14 protein-coding genes are annotated in these 16,925 nt (G+C 70.4%); 6 read left to right on the top strand and 8 right to left on the bottom strand.

The genetic code is table 11. The features are described 5' to 3' along the window. Positions 1–64 precede the first annotated feature (64 nt). The gene (locus V8J39_RS19285; RefSeq protein WP_336462595.1) at positions 65–1,735 is read right to left on the bottom strand and encodes an ABC transporter permease; all 1,671 of its coding nucleotides are present in this window, start codon (positions 1,733–1,735) and stop codon (positions 65–67) included. Between the two features lie 99 nt (positions 1,736–1,834). Here V8J39_RS19285 and V8J39_RS19280 point away from each other — a divergent pair, with 99 nt between their 5' ends. Next, positions 1,835–2,710 (top strand): hypothetical protein, encoded by an 876-nt coding sequence (locus V8J39_RS19280; RefSeq protein WP_336462594.1) that lies wholly within the window; start codon positions 1,835–1,837, stop codon positions 2,708–2,710. A 58-nt stretch (positions 2,711–2,768) separates the two neighbouring features. Here the strand turns inward: V8J39_RS19280 and V8J39_RS19275 are convergent, their stop codons facing one another. Further along, a complete protein-coding gene (locus V8J39_RS19275; RefSeq protein WP_336462593.1) occupies positions 2,769–4,739 on the bottom strand; it encodes a lytic transglycosylase domain-containing protein in 1,971 nt (656 codons plus the stop codon). 155 nt (positions 4,740–4,894) lie between these two features. Between V8J39_RS19275 and dapA the strand changes: the two genes are divergently transcribed. Continuing rightward, positions 4,895–5,773, top strand: coding sequence for a 4-hydroxy-tetrahydrodipicolinate synthase (dapA, locus tag V8J39_RS19270; protein WP_336462592.1), 879 nt, complete (start codon positions 4,895–4,897; stop codon positions 5,771–5,773). Positions 5,774–5,866: 93 nt separating this feature from the next. Here the strand turns inward: dapA and V8J39_RS19265 are convergent, their stop codons facing one another. After that, positions 5,867–7,246 carry a dicarboxylate/amino acid:cation symporter gene (locus V8J39_RS19265; protein ID WP_336462591.1) on the bottom strand — a complete coding sequence of 460 codons (1,380 nt, stop codon included), beginning with the start codon at positions 7,244–7,246 and terminating at the stop codon, positions 5,867–5,869. 222 nt (positions 7,247–7,468) lie between these two features. Between V8J39_RS19265 and smpB the strand changes: the two genes are divergently transcribed. The 3 genes from smpB (at position 7,469) to V8J39_RS19250 (ending at position 10,176) form a co-directional block, all read left to right on the top strand. Continuing rightward, on the top strand, positions 7,469–7,945 hold the full coding sequence (gene smpB, locus V8J39_RS19260) for an SsrA-binding protein SmpB (protein ID WP_336462678.1): 477 nt from the start codon (positions 7,469–7,471) through the stop codon (positions 7,943–7,945). A gap of 184 nt (positions 7,946–8,129) precedes the next feature. Then, positions 8,130–8,975 (top strand): 3-mercaptopyruvate sulfurtransferase, encoded by an 846-nt coding sequence (sseA, locus tag V8J39_RS19255; RefSeq protein WP_336462590.1) that lies wholly within the window; start codon positions 8,130–8,132, stop codon positions 8,973–8,975. 16 nt (positions 8,976–8,991) lie between these two features. Beyond that, positions 8,992–10,176 (top strand): amino acid aminotransferase, encoded by a 1,185-nt coding sequence (locus V8J39_RS19250; protein ID WP_442902621.1) that lies wholly within the window; start codon positions 8,992–8,994, stop codon positions 10,174–10,176. A gap of 131 nt (positions 10,177–10,307) precedes the next feature. On the opposite strand, the gene V8J39_RS19245 is transcribed toward V8J39_RS19250, so the two are convergent. After that, on the bottom strand, positions 10,308–11,648 hold the full coding sequence (locus V8J39_RS19245; RefSeq protein WP_336462588.1) for an ammonium transporter: 1,341 nt from the start codon (positions 11,646–11,648) through the stop codon (positions 10,308–10,310). Between the two features lie 27 nt (positions 11,649–11,675). After that, positions 11,676–12,014, bottom strand: coding sequence for a P-II family nitrogen regulator (locus tag V8J39_RS19240; RefSeq protein ID WP_336462587.1), 339 nt, complete (start codon positions 12,012–12,014; stop codon positions 11,676–11,678). A 338-nt stretch (positions 12,015–12,352) separates the two neighbouring features. Here V8J39_RS19240 and V8J39_RS19235 point away from each other — a divergent pair, with 338 nt between their 5' ends. After that, a complete protein-coding gene (locus V8J39_RS19235; protein ID WP_336462586.1) occupies positions 12,353–14,623 on the top strand; it encodes a transglycosylase domain-containing protein in 2,271 nt (756 codons plus the stop codon). A gap of 63 nt (positions 14,624–14,686) precedes the next feature. Here V8J39_RS19235 and V8J39_RS19230 read toward each other — a convergent pair whose 3' ends face one another. The 3 genes from V8J39_RS19230 to V8J39_RS19220 are packed head-to-tail and all read right to left on the bottom strand — an operon-like array spanning position 14,687 to position 16,533. Next, positions 14,687–15,184 (bottom strand): GNAT family N-acetyltransferase, encoded by a 498-nt coding sequence (locus V8J39_RS19230; protein ID WP_336462585.1) that lies wholly within the window; start codon positions 15,182–15,184, stop codon positions 14,687–14,689. Continuing rightward, complete coding sequence (locus V8J39_RS19225) at positions 15,177–15,788, bottom strand: MlaC/ttg2D family ABC transporter substrate-binding protein (RefSeq protein WP_336462584.1); 612 nt, start codon at positions 15,786–15,788, stop codon at positions 15,177–15,179. The genes V8J39_RS19230 and V8J39_RS19225 overlap by 8 nt, the downstream gene beginning before the upstream one ends. Further along, complete coding sequence (locus V8J39_RS19220; RefSeq protein WP_336462583.1) at positions 15,778–16,533, bottom strand: MlaA family lipoprotein; 756 nt, start codon at positions 16,531–16,533, stop codon at positions 15,778–15,780. Before V8J39_RS19220 ends, V8J39_RS19225 begins: the two co-directional genes overlap by 11 nt. Positions 16,534–16,925: the final 392 nt, after the last annotated feature.

The following is a 16,925-nucleotide window of genomic DNA, read 5'->3' as shown; positions in this document are numbered from 1 at the left end:
GCGCCGGATTTGAGAATGCCGCCTTCGACTTTGCCCAAATATCCCCGCCGGAGGCGGCCCGGCGCTATCGCCGGCGCGTCGCCCGGGCCAGCAGCGCCACCGCCACCAGCCCGACCGCGATCACCAAAAGCGCCGCGGGCGAGGCCTGGTTCAGCTTCTCGAGGCTCGCCTGTTCCTGCGCCCGCGTCGCCAGCGTCTCGTAGTTGAAGGGCCGCAGCAGCAGCGTCGCCGGCAGCTCCTTGACGCAGTCGACGAAGACCAGCAGCAGCGCCGAGCCGACGGTGCCGCGCATCAGCGGCAGGTAGACCGCCCGCAGCGTGCCCCCCGCGGTGCGCCCCAGCGACCGCGCCGCCATCGGCAGCGAGGGCGAGACCCGGCCGAAGGCCGCGTCGGTGGCGCCCTGGGCGATGGCGAAGAAGCGCACGACATAGGCCATGACGATCGCCGCGGCGGTGCCGGTCAGCAGCAGGCCGGGGTCGGTGCCGGTCAGCGCCAGCCAGCCGTCGGCCAGCCGGTGGTCGAGCGCGGCGAGCGGGATCAGCAGCCCCACCGCCAGCACCGCGCCCGGCGCGGCATAGCCCAGCGCCGTGACCGGCATCAGCTGCCGCGGCAGGCCGCGCCCGCGCAGCCGCGCGCCATAGACCATCACCAGCGCCAGCGTCACGGTCAGCGCCGCGGCGCCGGCGGCCGTGCTCAGCGTGTGCCAGAGCGCGCGCAGCAGGCCCGGCGCCACGAAGGCCGCCGGATCGGCCGCGGCATGGCCCGCCATCACCGCCACCGGCAGCCCGAAGCCGGCCGCGACCGGGATCGCGCAGGCCAGGCTCGCGGCCCAGGCCCGCCAGCCCGTCAGCCGGCTTGGCACCACCGGGCGCGGCTGGCGCGCCGACTGGTAGTGCCGCAGCCGGTTGCGCGAGATCCGCTCGACCGCCACCAGCGCCAGCACCAGCCCCAGGATCAGGCAGGCCAGCTGCGCCGCGCCGCCCGCGTTGCGCATCTCGAGCCAGGTGGTGAAGATGCCGGTGGTCAGCGTCTGCACGGAAAAGTAACTGACAACGCCATAATCGGCGACGGCCTCCATCATGACGATGGCGGTGCCGGCCGCGATCGCGGGCCGGGCAAGCGGCAGGCCCACGCGCCAGAACAGCCGCGGCCCGCCCGATCCCAGCGCGCGCGCGACCTCGTAGGCGCCGCCGGGCTGTTCGCGGAAGGCCGAGCGGGCCAGAAGGTAGACGTAGGGGTAAAGCGCCGATGCCAGCACCACGGACGCGCCGATCCGGGTCTTCACGTCCGGGAACCAGTAGTCCCGCGCCGTGGCCCAGCCGAAGGCCGCGCGCAGCCCGGTCTGCACCGGCCCCGCGTATTCCAGGAAATCGACCAGCGCCCAGGCGCCGACGAAGGCCGGCACCGACAGCGGCAGCAGCAGCAGCCATTCCAGCGCCCGCGCGCCCGGGAAGCGGTACATCGCGACCAGCCAGGCCGCGCCCGTCCCCACCGCCGCCGCCAGCGCCCCGGTCATCAGCGCCAGCGCCAGGCTGTTGCCAAGATAGCGCGGCAGGGTCGTCGCGATCAGGTGCGGCCAGATGTTCTCGGTCGGGTGGAAGGCCATCCACAGCACCGCCGCGACCGGCAACGCCACGAAGGCGGCGATGGCCAGCGCCAGCGCCGACCAGATCCAGCCCGACGCGGTACGGGCCTCGTCCCGGCGCGGCGGGGTCTCGGAGGATGCGGTGACCATGCCCGGCGGATACAGGATTGCCGTTTCACTGTCCACAAATGGTCATATATACCGGTCAGACCCGCGGTAACGGGCAGATAAGAAACGGAATGGACGGCGATGCAGGTTGTCTTTCACCTGGGCGCGCATTGCACCGACGAGGACCGCCTCGTGCGGGGGCTCATGCGTGGGCGAGGCGAGCTTGCCGAGGTCGGCACCGTCGCGCCGCCGCCGGCGCGCTATCGCGCCGTGCTGCGCGAGACGCTGGTCAAGCTGCGCGGCCAGCCCGCGAGCGAGGAGATCCAGAAGGTCATCCTCGACGCGGTGATGGACGAGGACCGGGCCGAGCGCGTCGTCTTCAGCCACGAGTTCTTCCTGTGCATCCCGCGCCGGGTCGTGGCCGAGGGGGCGCTTTATGCGCTTGCCGGGCGCAAGGTGGCGGCGCTGGCCAATCTGTTCCCCGACGCCGAGACCGAATTCCACGTCGCGATGCGCAACCCCGCGACGCTGCTGCCCGCCGTGATGTCGCGGATCGAGGGCACCAGCTACGAGGACTTCATGGAGGGCACCGACCCGGCCAGCCTGCGCTGGCTGCCGGTGATCGAGCAGATCGTCGATGCCGCGCCGAAGTCGAAGGTCGTGGTCTGGTGCAACGAGGACACGCCGCTGATCTGGCCCGAGGTGCTGCGCGCGGTGTCGAAGGTGCCGGCCGAGGTGGCGCTGGACGCCGACCAGGAGATCGCCCAGTCGATCATGACCCCCGAGGGGATCGAGCGGATGCGCGCCTATCTCGACCAGCACAAGCCGGTCAGCGCGATCCAGCGCCGCAAGGTCGTCTCGGCCTTCCTCGGAAAGTTCGGCCGCGAGGACCAGATCGAGGTCGAGGTCGCCCTGCCCGGCTGGGACGAGGCGCTGGTCGAGCGGATGACCGCCGCCTACGAGGCCGACAGCGCCACCATCGCCTCGATGCCCGGCGTCACCTTCCTCGCGCCCTGACGGCGGCACGGGGCGCGGCAAGCGCGCCCGGAGGGGGCCGGGAACCGGCCGCCGGCCGTCAGCGCCCGACCAGCTCGTCGGTCAGGCGCACCGGGCCGGTCTCGCCGTGCAGGCGGGCGCGGTAGACCGGAAGGCTCTCGGCCACGCGCATCACGTAGTTCTGCGTCTCGACGAAGGGGATGCTCTCGATCCAGTCGACGACATCGGTCGCGGGATCGCGCGGGTCGCCGTAGTCGCCGATCCACTGGCGCGGGCGGCCGGGCCCGGCGTTGTAGCCCGCAGCGACCAGCGCCGGCGCATCGCCGAATTCGCCGATCAGCTGCGCGAGATAGGCCGAGCCGAGCGTGGCGTTGTACGCCCAGTCGCCGGTCAGCCGCGACAGGTCGTAGGGCTGGCCGGTCTTGGCGGCCATCAGCTTGGCGGTGCCGGGCATCAGCTGCATCAGCCCGCGCGCGCCGGCATGGCTGATCACCTTGGGATCGAATTCGCTCTCGCGCCGGGCGATCGCCAGCGCCAGCTCCGGCTCGACCGGCAGGTCGAGCTTCTCGAGACCGTTGGTCGGGAAATAGGCCGCGGGCCAGACCAGCCCGCGCATCGCCCCGGCCTTGGCGACCATCAGCGCAAGGTGCGGCCGCTCGCGGTCGATGGCGAAGCGCGCGAGCCGGGCAAGATCGTCGTTCGACAGGCTCTCGCCGAGATGCAGCAGGAAGCGCTCGCCCAGGTCGTCGGCCCCCGCGGCATAGAGCAGATCGGCCGCAAGGAAGACCGGCGCATGGGTGAAGGCCGCCCCCTCCCAGTGCGGCGGCAGGTCCTTGCCGGTCAGCACCGGGTCAAGCGCCTGGCCCAGCTTCTCGGCCGACAGCAGCCCGTAGAACGACGTCTGGTAGTTCGCGCCGAAGGCATAGGCCTGCCGGGCCGCCTCGGGGCGGCCCAGCGCCTCGAAGGCGCGGCCTTGCCAATAGCCGGCGCGCCCGAGGCTGATCGGCGAGGCGACGGCGGACTGGAAGCGGCCGAAATGCGCCAGCGCGGTCGCCGGGTCCTTCAGCCAGCGCAGCGCGATGTAGCCCGACAGCCATTCGAGGTCGGCATAGTCCGCGCCCTCGGTCAGGTGGTGGCTCGAGGCGATGCGATAGGCCATCTCGGGGTGGCCCAGCCGCATCTCGCGCCGGGCGAGGATCGCGCGCCACTCGGCCCATTTTTCGGGGTCGCCAAGGCTTTCGGCACTTCCCGAGCGTTCCAGCAGCAGGTCGCGCGCCCCGTCGTAGAGATCCTTCCAGATCCGCCAGCGGTAGCGGTCATAGGCCAGGCCGGCCGAGCCCGCCATGTAGTCGGGCACCGCCTCGATCCTGGCGTCGACCCCGGGCTCGCGCGCCTGCAGCGCGATCCGCGCCTCGGCCACGGCCTTGGTGCCGGGGGTGACGAGCGGCAACATCCGGCGCGCATCGTCGATCTCGCCCGCGTCCAGCATCGCCGCCATCCGCCCGCCGTGGTTGGGGGCGAGCGCGGTCGCGAACCGCTCGAGGAATTTCGACTGCTCCTCGGGGGCAAGGCTCATCGACCGCCAGGCGCGCACCGCCTCGCGATCGGCGGCGGCGGCATTGCCGGTCGCGGCCAGCGCCTCGGCCAGCCGCAACGAGCCGCGGCCGGTCTGCGGCGGATTGCCGTGGAAATAGGCGATCACCGTGGCGGGATCATCGTTCGCGGGAATCGCCGCCTCGCCCTGGCGCTGCAGCCAGGGCATGCCGGGCCAGTCGGGATGGCGGCCGATGAAGGCGAGGTAGTCGGGCAGCGTCGCGGTATTGCCCGGCGCGCGCAGCCGCAGCCATTCGAGGATGTCGCTTGCCAGCGGGCCCGCCGTGCGCGCCCGCCCCATCGCCACCGGCCAGTCGCCGCGGTTCGCCGCCTCGAGCGCCGCGGACAGCGCCGCCGGATCCTCGGCCGCGGCGGCGGGCCGGGGCGCGACCGCGGCAAGCGGCAGCGACAGGGTCAGCGTGGCAAGGGTCAGGGCAAGCAGCGGTCGGGCGAACATCGTTTCTCCGGAAGGGGCGGGAACGGCGGCGATCCTAGAGATGGTTGGCCCATGCTCAACACACAAACTTGGCAATTGGCGGGCGCGGCGGTAAGGATCGCCCCCGATTCAACCGGGTGCGGCACGACGGCCGCCCCTCATATCGGGAGCGTGTCATGTTCAAAGGGTCCATTCCAGCCCTGGTCACGCCGTTCAAGAAGGACGGCACCGTGGACTTCGACACGCTCAAGAAGCTGGTCGAATGGCATGTCGCGGAAGGGTCGAACGGCCTGGTGCCCGTCGGCACCACCGGCGAGAGCCCGACGCTGAGCCACGAAGAGCACGGCCAGGTCATCGCCGCCGTGGTCGAGGCCGCCGCCGGCCGCATCCCGGTGATCGCGGGCGCCGGCTCGAACGCGACCGACGAGGGCATCGGCCTGATCCGCCATGCCGAGGCGGTGGGCGCCGATGCCGCGCTGGTGGTGACGCCCTATTACAACAAGCCGACCCAGCGCGGCCTGATCGCGCATTTCACCGCGATGCACGACGCGTCGAGCCTGCCGATCGTGATCTACAACATTCCCGGCCGCTCGGTCGTCGACATGACGCCCGAGACGATGGGCGAACTGGCCAAGCTGCCGCGCATCGTCGGCGTGAAGGACGCGACCGGCAAGATCGAGCGCGTGAGCCAGCAGCGCGCCGCCTGCGGCGCCGAGTTCGTGCAGCTGTCGGGCGAGGACGCGACCGCGCTGGGGTTCAATGCCCATGGCGGCGTCGGCTGCATCTCGGTCACCGCGAACGTGGCGCCGCGGCTGTGCGCCGAGTTCCAGGCCGCGACCCTGGCGGGCGACTATGCCAAGGCGCTCGCGTATCAGGACCGGCTGATGCCGCTGCACGAGGCGATCTTCATCGAACCGGGGCTGGTCGGGGCGAAATACGGCCTGTCGAAGCTGGGCCTGTGCGCCGAGGACGTGCGCCTGCCGCTGACCGGGCTTCTGGACAGCACCAAGGCGCGCATGGATGCCGCGATGCGCCATGCCGGGCTGATCGACTGATCGATCCGGTCGATCGGTCCGCCGTGACCGATCGGCGAAGACGAAGGAACGGGCCGGCGGGGCATCTCCGCCGGCCCGTCCGCGTTCAGGCGCTCACTCCGCCGGGCGGGGTTGGCCCTGCGCATGGGGATGCGGATGGGCCAGGCCCGCCAGCTGCGCTTCCGCCGCCGGGTCGATGTCGAGCGGATCGGCGGCCATGCCGGCATCGGGGTCGTTCCACACCGACAGGTCCAGCTTGCCCTCGGTCTTCGACACGATGACCGAGACGACCGCGTCGCCGGTGATGTTCACCGCGGTGCGGATCATGTCCATCAGCCGGTCGACGCCGAGGATCAGCGCGATGCCCTCGATCGGCAGGCCGACCTGGTTGAGCACCATCGTCAGCATCACGAGGCCCACCCCCGGCACGCCCGCGGTGCCGATCGAGGCCAGCACCGCCATCGCGATCACCGTCAGGTAGCCCGCGATCCCGAGGTCGATGCCGTAGACATTGGCCAGGAACACCGTGGCCACGCCCTGCATGATCGCGGTGCCGTCCATGTTGATCGTCGCGCCGAAGGGCACGCTGAACGAGGCGACGCCGGTGTCGGCGCCCATCCGCTCGGTCACGCAGCGCAGCGTGACCGGGATCGTCGCGTTCGACGAGGCGGTCGAGAAGGCGAAGGCCTGCGCCGGCCGGATCTTGCGGATGAAGGTGAAGGGGTCGAGCCCTGAGAACACCTTGAGGAAGATCATCAGCGTGACGAACAGGTGCAGGAGCAGCGCGAAGACCAGCACGCCCACGTAGGAGATCACCGGCAGGAACAGCCCGATCCCCTGCTCGGTGAAGGTGCGGGTGATCAGGCAGAAGACCCCGATCGGCGCGAAGGACATGACGATCTGCACGACCTTCATCATCAGCTCGTTCATGAACTCGGCCGCGCGCACGAAGGGCGCCGACTCGGCCCCCATCATCAGCGTCGCGACGCCCAGCACGATGGTGTAGAAGATGATCTGCAGCATCTCGCCGCCGGCGAAGGCCGCGACCGGGTTCTTCGGCACGATCCCCGCGAAGGTGTCCCAGACCGACGGCGCCTCGCGCCCGGTGACGCCGGCGGTATCGACCCCCTCCATCACGAAGCCCTGCCCCGGCGCGACCACCAGCGCGATGCAGATCGCGACGGCGATGGCGACGGCGGTGGTCAGGATGTAAAGCCCGAAGGCCTTGCCGCCGACGCGGCCCAGGATGCGCACGTCGCCGATGCCGGCCACGCCGCAGATGAGCGAGAAGAACACCAGCGGCACCACCAGCATCGACAGCGCGTTGACGAACATCTGCCCGATCATCCGGAACAGCCCGCCGACGATGTGTGTGTTGATCCAGCCGATCTGAAGCGAATTGAGGATGACGCCGAGCACGAGCCCGGCCCCCATCCCGATCATGACCTTGGTGGTCAGCGACATCGAGCCGCTCCCTGTGCGGGTCTCGGACATGGCAGCCTCCATCTGTTGATGGAAACAATGGTGCCCCGGTTCCGGCCGCGGACCAGCCCGACAAAGGGTGCAGATGCATCATTCGCCCCCGTGTCCCGCCCCCGGCTGCCGCCGCGACAGGCGCGTTGCCGGCGAATTGGGCAAGCGGTGCACGCCATCGCGCCGCCCGCGCCGGTCCGGGTTCTGGACAGCGGCCGGCGGCTCGCCTATCTCTGGCCGATCATGAGCAAGCAGCACGACCCCAATTCGAAGATGATCGCCGAGAACCGGCGGGCCCGGTTCGACTACGCGATCGAGAGCGACCTCGAGGCGGGCATCGTGCTGCTCGGCTCCGAGGTCAAAAGCCTGCGCCGCGGCCAGTCGAACATCGCCGAGAGCTATGCCTCGGTCGAGGGGGGCGAGCTGTGGCTGATCAATTCCTACATCGCGCCCTACGAGCAGGCCGGGGTCTTCGGCCATGACGAGCGGCGACGGCGCAAGCTGCTGGTGTCGCGCAAGGAACTCAGCCGGCTGTGGAACGCGGTCGGGCGCGAGGGCATGACCCTGGTGCCGCTGGTGATGTATTTCAACGACCGCGGCGTGGCCAAGCTGAAGATCGGCGTGGCCAAGGGCAAGAAGGTCGCCGACAAGCGCGAGACCTCGGCCAAGCGCGACTGGGACCGCCAGAAGGCGCGGCTGCTGAAGCAGAACCTGTCCTGACCGGGCCGGTCCCGGTCGCCCGGCGCGGGACGCGCGCGATGTAGGGGGTCCGGGGGGAACCCTCCCCCCGGCCTTTGCGCCCTCGCCATCCGCCGGTCCCCCGGGCGCCGCCGAAGCTTGCCGCGCCCGGCGGCCCACGCTACAGGGTAACAAAGTTTCGCGGCGGACTTCCGGGAGGAACTGAATGGACGACCCGACGACCCTGGTCTCGACGGACTGGCTCGAGGCGCATCTGCGCGATCCCGACCTGCGCGTCCTCGACGCCTCGTGGTACCTGCCGGCGATGGCGCGCGACGCCCGGGCGGAATACGACGCCCGCCACATCCCCGGCGCCCGGTTCTTCGATCTCGACGAGATCTCCGACAGCCGGTCCGAGCTGCCGCACATGGCCCCGCCGATCGAGAAGTTCATGTCGCGGCTGCGCGCCATGGGCGTGGGCGACGGCCATCAGGTGGTGATCTACGACGGCGCCGGCATCTTCTCGGCGCCGCGGGTCTGGTGGACCTTCCGGCTGATGGGCAAGACCGATGTCGCGGTGCTCGACGGCGGGCTGCCGAAATGGCTGGCCGAGGGCCGTCCGACCGAGGACCTGCCGCCGCTGATCCGCGACCGCCACATGACGGTGCAGAAGCAGAACCAGCTGGTGAAGGACGTGACCCAGGTCGCCGCCGCCTCGAAGCTCGGCGATCACGAGATCATCGACGCCCGCGCCCCCGGCCGCTTCCGCGGCGAGGAGCCCGAGCCGCGCCCGGGCCTGCGCGCCGGCCACATCCCCGGTGCGAAGAACGTGCCGATCGGCACGCTGATGACCGCGGCCGGCACGCTGAAGCCGGCGGCCGAGCTGAAGGCGATCTTCGAGGCCGCGGGGGTCGATCTGTCCAAGCCCGCGATCACCTCCTGCGGCTCGGGCGTGACGGCGGCGGTGCTGTCGCTGGCGCTGCAGGTCATCGGCCACCGCGACCACTCGCTCTATGACGGCTCCTGGGCCGAGTGGGGCATGTACGACGACCTGAAGGTCGCGAAGGGCTGACATGACCGCGACCCCGCTGCTTTCGCGGCTGACGCCGCAGTCCCCGGACGCGATCCTGGCGATGATGGACATGTTCCGCGCCGACACCCGGCCCGGCAAGGTCGACCTCGGCGTCGGGGTCTACCGCGACGCGTCGGGCCGCACGCCGGTGATGCGCGCGGTCAAGGCCGCCGAGCGGGCGATCTGGGAGGCGCAGGACACCAAGACCTACACCGCGCTGACCGGCGATCCCGCCTTCGGCCGGGCGATGGCCACGCTGATCCTGGGCCCCGGCCATGACGCCGGGCGGCTTGCCTTCGCCGGCTGCGTCGGGGGCACCGGCGCGGTGCACCAGGCGCTGGCGCTGGTGCGGATGGCCAACCCCGGAGCCACGGTGTGGATGCCGGACCCGACCTGGCCCAACCACCCCACGATCGTCGCGCATCTGGGCCTCAAGGCCCGCAGCTACCGCTATTTCGACGCCGCGACCCGCGGCCTCGACCGCGCGGGGCTGCTCGCCGACCTGGCGGCGGTGCCCGCGGGCGACGTGGTGCTGCTGCACGGCTGCTGCCACAATCCCACCGGCGCCAACCCGACCGCCGCCGACTGGCGCGACATCGCCGCCGCGCTCGAGACCTCGGGCGCCGCGGTGCTGATCGACCTCGCCTACCAGGGCTTCGGCGACGGGCTCGAGGCGGATGCCGCGGCGACGCGGATGCTGGCCGAGCGGCTGCCGCAGGTGCTGATCGCGGCCTCGTGCTCCAAGTCCTTCGGGCTCTACCGCGACCGGGCCGGCGTGCTGCTGGCGCTGGGGGCGGGCGGGGCGCAGGCGCGGGTGCTGCAGGACAACCTCACCCATCTCAACCGCCAGACCTACTCGTTCCCGCCCGACCACGGCGCGCGCATCGTCACCACCATCCTCGACGACGCCGCCCTGCGCGCCGACTGGGAGGACGAGCTGGCGGCGATGCGCGGCCAGATGCTGTCGATGCGCGAAGCGCTCGCGCGGGCGCTGCGCGACGGCAGCGGCTCGGACCGCTTCGGCTTCCTCGCCGAACATCGCGGCATGTTCTCGCGCCTCGGTGCCAGCCCGGCACAGGTCGCGCGCCTGCGCGAGGAGGCCGGGGTCTACATGATCGGCGACAGCCGGATGAACGTGGCGGGCCTCTCGCCCGAGAACGTGCCCGTGGTGGCGCGGGCGATCCTCGACATCGGCCTCTAGCCCCCTCGCGGGGCAAAGGCACCCGGGCGCAGGGGGGCACGGGGGGAGGCGCGCCTCCCCCCGTCCTTCCTCCAAAAGCGAAAAGGGCGGCACCGGGGTGCCGCCCTTTCCGTTTCACGTCCCTCGCGGGATCACGAGTGATAGGCGCTTTCGCCGTGCGACGAGAGGTCGAGACCCTGGCGCTCCTCGTCCGAGGTGACGCGCAGGCCGGTGATCGCCTTGGTGATGTACAGCAGGATCAGCGAGCCGATGCCGCACCACACGATGGTGACGAGGACCGCCTTGATCTGCGCCATGACCTGGGCGCCCATGGTGCCCGCCTCGACCACGAAGCCGGTGCCGCCGAGCGAGGGCGCACACAGGATGCCGGTGCCGATCGCGCCGACGATGCCGCCCACGCCGTGGACGCCGAAGACGTCGAGGCTGTCGTCATAGCCGAACTTCGACTTCACGGTGGTGACGAAGAAGTAGCAGACCACCGCGGCGACGATGCCCAGGATGATCGCGCCCACCGGGCCGGTGGTGCCGCAGGCCGGGGTGATGGCCACGAGGCCCGCGACCATGCCCGAGGCGGCGCCGAGGCCCGAGGCCTTGCCGCGGCTCAGGCCCTCGACGACGCACCAGGCGAGGATCGCGCCGGCGGTGGCCAGGAAGGTGTTGAGCATGGCGAGCGTCGCACCGGCGGTCGCTTCCAGGTTCGAGCCGGCGTTGAAGCCGAACCAGCCCACCCACAGCATCGCCGCGCCGACCATGGTCAGCGTCATCGAGTGCGGGGCCATCATGTCCTTGCCGAGGCCGAGGCGCGGGCCGAGGACGATCGAGGCCATCAGCGCGGCGATACCGGCGTTGATGTGCACCACGGTGCCGCCCGCGAAGTCGATCGCGCCCATGTTGAAGATCAGGCCGGCGCCGTCCCAGACCATGTGGGCGATCGGGAAGTAGCAGAAGGTGACCCAGAGCGCCGAGAACAGCAGCACGCCCGAGAACTTGATGCGTTCGGCGAAGGCGCCGACGATCAGCGCCGGGGTGATGGCGGCGAAGGTCATCTGGAAGGCGATGAAGACGTATTCCGGCAGGACGATCCCGTCCGAGAAGGTGGCCGCGGTCGAATCCAGCGTCACGCCCGCGAGGAACATCTTCGCCGTGCCGCCCCAGAACGGCGAGGTCGAGCCGCCGAAGGCGAACGAATAGCCGTAGACGCACCAGATCACCATGACCAGCGCGCCGACCACGGTGCACTGCATCAGCACCGACAGCATGTTCTTGGTGCGCACGAGGCCGCCGTAGAACAGCGCCAGGCCCGGGATCAGCATGAACAGCACGAGCAGCGACGACGTCATCATCCAGGCGACGTCGCCCTTGTCGATGACGTCGGCCGCGGCTTCGGCCGGAGCGGCATCCTGCGCCAGGGCAGGCAGGGCAGCCAGCGCCGTCAGCGCCGTCAGACCCGCGAGTTTGTTAAAGTTTGCCATGTTCTCTTCTTTCCCCTGTCCCGGATCTCAGAGCGCGTCGTCGTTCAGCTCGCCGGTGCGCACGCGCACGGCCTGCGCGACGTCGAGCACGAAGATCTTGCCGTCGCCGATCTTGTCGGTCTTTGCCGTCTTCTGGATCGTGTCGATCACCTGGTCGGCGAGGGCGTCGCTGACCACGATCTCGAGCTTCACCTTCGGCACGAAGTTCACCGCGTATTCGGCGCCGCGGTAGATCTCGGTGTGACCCGACTGCGAGCCGAAGCCCTTCACCTCGGTCACCATCATTCCCCGGACGCCGATCGCCGTAAGTGCTTCACGCACTTCCTCGAGCTTGAACGGCTTGATGGCTGCAATGATGAGTTTCACTTTGGATTCCTTCCTCTGGCAGCGCCCTGTCGAGAGGCCCGATTTCAGGCGTCGGCCCGTCCCACGCTGGGCAGATGGCCGGTTTCACGGCGGCGTTACAAGGCAGAGCGGCAAGGCGCCGCCCCATCCCCGGGCGAGTTTCGCACAATAATTGCACAAATGACACAGGTTGCTTATTTAACAGGCAAACGGCAAACCGAATCGTGAAGTCAAAATGACTGACTTTGCGCCTGCGGCAAGCTATGGTCCGCCGAACACCGACACCGGGGGACCGTCTGGCGACAGGCGGCGGAAAACCGGGCAAAGACTGGCATAACTTACGAGCGGGCTTGCATAAAATGACTGGAAACGGCGGAAGACGACCCCCGCTGGTCGCCGATCGGCGCTATCAGCCATCCACGCGCGACGCCAAGTCGCGCAGCACCCGCCAGACGGGAACCGGCGGCGGATCGGGCGGCGGCCAGGGTGGCGGCCAGGGCGGGGGCCGCCGCGGCGGCCCGCCCAAAACGCCCAAACGCGCGCCACGGCGCCGCCGCAACCCGATCGCCGCCCTGGTCGTCGCCATCGTCGGCGGCATCTGGCGGACGGTCTTCACGCTTGGCGCCACCGTCGCGGTCGCCGGGGCGCTGGTGCTGGGGGCGGCGGTGCTGCACTTCTACAGCCAGCTGCCTCCGGTCGAGAAGCTGCTCGACGCGCGCACCCGCGGCTCGGTCACCATGCTCGACGACAATGCCCAGGTCTTCGCCTGGCGCGGCGAGACCTTCGGCGGCGAGATCACTGCCAAGACCGTCTCGCCCTATCTCAAGAACGCCATCGTCGCGACCGAGGACCGCCGCTTCTACCAGCACCTCGGGATCAGCCCGCGCGGCATCGCCTCGGCGATCAAGATCAACCTCAGCGAGGGGCGCGGGGCGCTGTCGGGCAACGGCGGGTCGACCATCACGCAGCAGGTGGCCAAGCTGCTGTGCCTTGGCGTCGAATACGATCCGGCCGAATGGAAGAACGAGGCCTCGTACGAGGCCGACTGCCGCGTCGGCTCGGTCTGGCGCAAGCTGAAGGAAGTGCCCTACGCCTTCGCCATGGAGGCGAAGTACGGCAAGGATAACATCCTGACCATCTACCTCAACCGCGCCTATCTCGGCGCGGGCACCCGCGGGTTCGAGGCCGCCTCGCAGCGCTATTTCGGCAAGTCGGCCGCGAATGTGACCCCGGCCGAGGCGGCGATGCTGGCGGGCCTGCTGAAGGCGCCGTCGCGCTATGCGCCGACCGCGAACCTCGAGCGGTCGCAGGAACGCGCGTCGCTGATCATCGGGCTGATGGAGGAGCAGGGCTATCTGACCCGCGCCGAGGCCGACGAGGCCCGCGCCCATCCCGCCGAGCTGTCCGACAGCGCCCGGCAGGAAACGGGCGGCTATTTCGCCGACTGGGTGATGGAATCGGGTCCCGACTTCCTGACCCGCGACACGACCGAGGACGTGGTGATCCGCACCACCTTCGACCAGCGCATCCAGGCCGCGGCCGAGGGCGCGGTGCACGACGTGTTCGAAAGCAAGCTCAAGTCCGGCTCGAAGGCGCAGGCGGCGGTGGTGGTGATGTCGGCGGACGGCGCGGTGCGCGCGATGGTCGGCGGCACCAAGACCGGCGTGCAGGGCGCGTTCAACCGCGCGACCATGGCGCGGCGGCAGACCGGCTCGACCTTCAAGCCCTTCGTCTATGCCGCGGCGCTGGACGAGAACTATCCGCCGTCGTCGATCGTGCAGGACGCGCCGCTGACGATCAACGTGCCCGGATCGGGCCCCTGGTCGCCGCAGAACTACGAGAAGGGCGTCTATCGCGGGCCGATCACGATGATGACGGCGCTGGCGAATTCGGTGAACACCTCGACGATCCGGGTGCAGGAGGCGGTGGGCCGCGAGAACGTGCGCCGCATCGCCGAGGGCTTCGGCTTTGCCCATGACCTTGCCGACGGGCCGGCGCTGGCGCTTGGCGTGTCGGAATCGACGCTGATCGAGATGACGGGGGCCTATGCTGGCTTTCTCAACGGCGGCTCGTCGGTGCGGCCCTACGGCATCGAGAGCCTGAGCCTGAAGAACGAGTCCGAGCCGCTGATGGGCAAGGATGGCGGCATGGGCGAGCGGGTGATCTCGGAGACCGCGGCGCGCCAGCTGGTCTACATGATGACGCGGGTGATCAAGGAGGGCTCGGGCCGGCGCGCCGACCTGGGCGACCGCCCGGCCGCGGGCAAGACCGGCACCACCCAGGCCGCGCGCGATGCCTGGTTCATCGGCTTCACCGCCGATTACGTCGCCGGAGTCTGGATGGGCTATGACGACAACACGCCCCTGTCGGGCGTGACCGGCGGCGGGCTGCCGGCCGAGATCTGGCACGAGGTCATGACCCGGGTCGAGAAGGGCCTGCCGATCCGCGACCTGCCGATGGACGCGCCGACCGAGTTCTACGGGCAGGTGCCCGCGAACCAGGGCGGCACCGGCCCGGTGCCGGGGCAGCCGGACTTCCCCTATCAGGGCGAGACCAGCAGCGCCGAGAGCGGCAACGTGGCCGAGCGGGTGCTGAACGACGTGCTGGGCGCGATCCTCGGGCGGCGCTGAGGCGTCGGGCGCGGCCGAGGGCGCGGCCCCCGGCGCGATGTTTTCACCGGTGCCAGAGGGCGATCAGAGGTCGCGGCCGAGGTAGACCACCCCCGCGAGCGGGTTGTGGTAATAGGCCGGGATCTCGGTGAAGCCCTGCGCGCGATAGAGCGCGAGCGCCGGCGTCATCGTCGAGAGCGTGTCGAGCACCATCCGGCGATAGCCGAGCCCGCGCGCCTCGGCCACGAGGCGCTCGACCAGGGCGCGGCCAAGGCCCCGGCCCCGCGCGGCGGGCCCGAGGTAGAGGCGCTTCATCTCGCAGGTGGCCGGCCCGTCGGGCAGCGGCAGCGGGCGCAGGGCGATGCAGCCGATCGCCTGCGGGGGCGCGCCGCTTTCGGCCAGCAGGACCGCGCCGCCGGGCGGGGCGTATTTGCCGGGCAGCGCCGCCAGTTCGGCCGCGAAGTCCTGAAAACCGAGATCGATGCCCAAGCCCTGCGCATAGGCAGTGAAAAGCCCGCGCACCGCCCCGAGATCCCCGGGGAAGCACGCGGGCCGGATCGTCATCGGCGCCGTGTCAGGCAAGCGACGGCAGGTCCTTGATCAGCTGGTCGAGATTGCCGCGGCGCTGGTCCAGCAGCGCGCCGATCTCGGTCCGCTCGGTGGCGAGCATGTTCACGCCCTCGATGATCACGTTGAAGAACAGGTTGCGGCCCGAGCGGTCCGACACCTGCCAGCGCACGTCGATCGGCGCCTGGCCGCGGACGCGGGCGGTCGACTGCACCTCGTAGAAGGTCTTCACCGCGCGCGCGTCGCTGACCTGGATGTCGGTGCCGCGGAAGTCGCGGAACCGGCGGCCGTACTTGCGGGCGATATAGGTCTGGAAGGCCTTGGCGAAGGCCTGCAGCTGGCCGGGGCTGGCCTGCCGCGCCGCCACGCCCAGCGCGCTTTGCGAGATGATCGAGACATCGGCATAGCGCGAGAAGATCTGCTCGAAGCTCGCGTAGAGCTGCGAGTCGGAGCCGCCGCCGTTGATGCTCTTGTTGATGTCGGCGACCAGCGAGTTCACGAGCGAGCGCGCCTCGTCGGTGGTCAGAGCGAAGGCGCCCTTCGCCGAGAGCGTCAGCGACGCCACCGCGCCGCCGGCCACGAGGGCCAGCGCGCCGCGCCGGTTCAGTTCAGTTGCCATAGGGGTCCTCATAGGGGTCGTAGGCGTCTTGGTCCTTGCCGGCGGCCTGACCGAGATCGAAGCGCCGGTTCTGAAGGTAAAGCAGGCGCGCCTGGGCGTAGCTGTCCGCACTGCTGTACAGCACGTCGTCGGCGGTTCCGCGATATTCATAACGATAGTTCACGTTGTCCGCGACGCGAGAGCCGATCACGTAGTTCTGTTCGGGATCCTGCAGCGAGTTGAACGGATCGAGAGCGGCATCGACCAGCTTGCCGGTCGCGTCGCGCACGGTCGAGGGGCCGAAGACCGGCAGCTCGACATAGGCGCCCTCGGTGGCGCCCCAGGTGTGCAGGGTCTGGCCGAAATCGGCCTCGCGCTCCTCGAGGCCCATGTCCGAGGCGACGTCGATCAGGCCGCCGATCCCGAAGGTCGTGTTCACGAGGAAGCGCATGACGTTCGCGCCGGTATCCTCGCCCCGGCCCTGCAGGGCGGCGTTGAGGATCGCCGAGGGCATCCCGAGGTTGCCCGCGAAATTCGACACGCCGGTGCGCACCGGATGCGGCACCACGGTGCCGTAGCCCATCGCCGCCGGGCGCAGGACGACGCGGTCGAGCCCCTTGTTCACGGCATGTGTGGCACGGTTCACGGGCTCGATCGGATCATAGACGCCGTCGGGGCGCTTGGTGCCGTCGGCGCAGGCCGACAGGGCGAGCGTGGCACCGAGCACGGCGGCGAGGGGGAGACGGGAGGAGCGGGACTTGAGCATCTGCACAACCACTTTCAACTGTTGCCCCACCCCATACGGGATAAAGCCGCCAAGGGAAACCGCGCCGTTCAGTTCGGGCCCCGGCATTGCGTGCTTCCGGCAACAATACGCGGCGCGAACGAAACCGGTTCCATCGCCGGCGGGCGGGCGGGCGGCCACCGGCGCCAAGGCGCCTGCGGGCCGGGCCGGCGCGCCGGTCGCCGGGTTGATCGCAGGGTTGATCGGCCAGCAAGTCTTACGGTGGGGATAACGGCGGATCCGGGCCCGGGGCCCGGCGTGTCGCCGCCGCGGGGCCGCGGGACGCCGGGGCCGGTCGTGGCTGATGCCCCGGCTTGAAGCGCCGAAGGGCGGCCCAAGGACGGCTGCGGGGCGCTTTCGGGCTTTCCCCGGCG

This window comes from Frigidibacter sp. MR17.24 (genome assembly GCF_037095655.1).
Taxonomy (GTDB): domain Bacteria; phylum Pseudomonadota; class Alphaproteobacteria; order Rhodobacterales; family Rhodobacteraceae; genus Frigidibacter.
Note: the sequence above shows the minus strand (reverse complement) of the source record. Positions and strands in the feature narration are given on the sequence as shown.

Coding starts and splice junctions, on each gene's coding strand:
- dapA (WP_336462592.1), top strand. CDS start 4,895: ATGTTCAAAGGGTCCATTCCAGCCCTGGTCACGCCGTTCAAGAAGGAC.
- V8J39_RS19245 (WP_336462588.1), bottom strand. CDS start 11,648: ATGGCAAACTTTAACAAACTCGCGGGTCTGACGGCGCTGACGGCGCTG.
- V8J39_RS19280 (WP_336462594.1), top strand. CDS start 1,835: ATGCAGGTTGTCTTTCACCTGGGCGCGCATTGCACCGACGAGGACCGC.
- V8J39_RS19265 (WP_336462591.1), bottom strand. CDS start 7,246: ATGTCCGAGACCCGCACAGGGAGCGGCTCGATGTCGCTGACCACCAAG.
- V8J39_RS19285 (WP_336462595.1), bottom strand. CDS start 1,735: ATGGTCACCGCATCCTCCGAGACCCCGCCGCGCCGGGACGAGGCCCGT.
- sseA (WP_336462590.1), top strand. CDS start 8,130: ATGGACGACCCGACGACCCTGGTCTCGACGGACTGGCTCGAGGCGCAT.
- V8J39_RS19220 (WP_336462583.1), bottom strand. CDS start 16,533: ATGCTCAAGTCCCGCTCCTCCCGTCTCCCCCTCGCCGCCGTGCTCGGT.
- V8J39_RS19235 (WP_336462586.1), top strand. CDS start 12,353: ATGACTGGAAACGGCGGAAGACGACCCCCGCTGGTCGCCGATCGGCGC.
- V8J39_RS19225 (WP_336462584.1), bottom strand. CDS start 15,788: ATGGCAACTGAACTGAACCGGCGCGGCGCGCTGGCCCTCGTGGCCGGC.
- V8J39_RS19275 (WP_336462593.1), bottom strand. CDS start 4,739: ATGTTCGCCCGACCGCTGCTTGCCCTGACCCTTGCCACGCTGACCCTG.
- smpB (WP_336462678.1), top strand. CDS start 7,469: ATGAGCAAGCAGCACGACCCCAATTCGAAGATGATCGCCGAGAACCGG.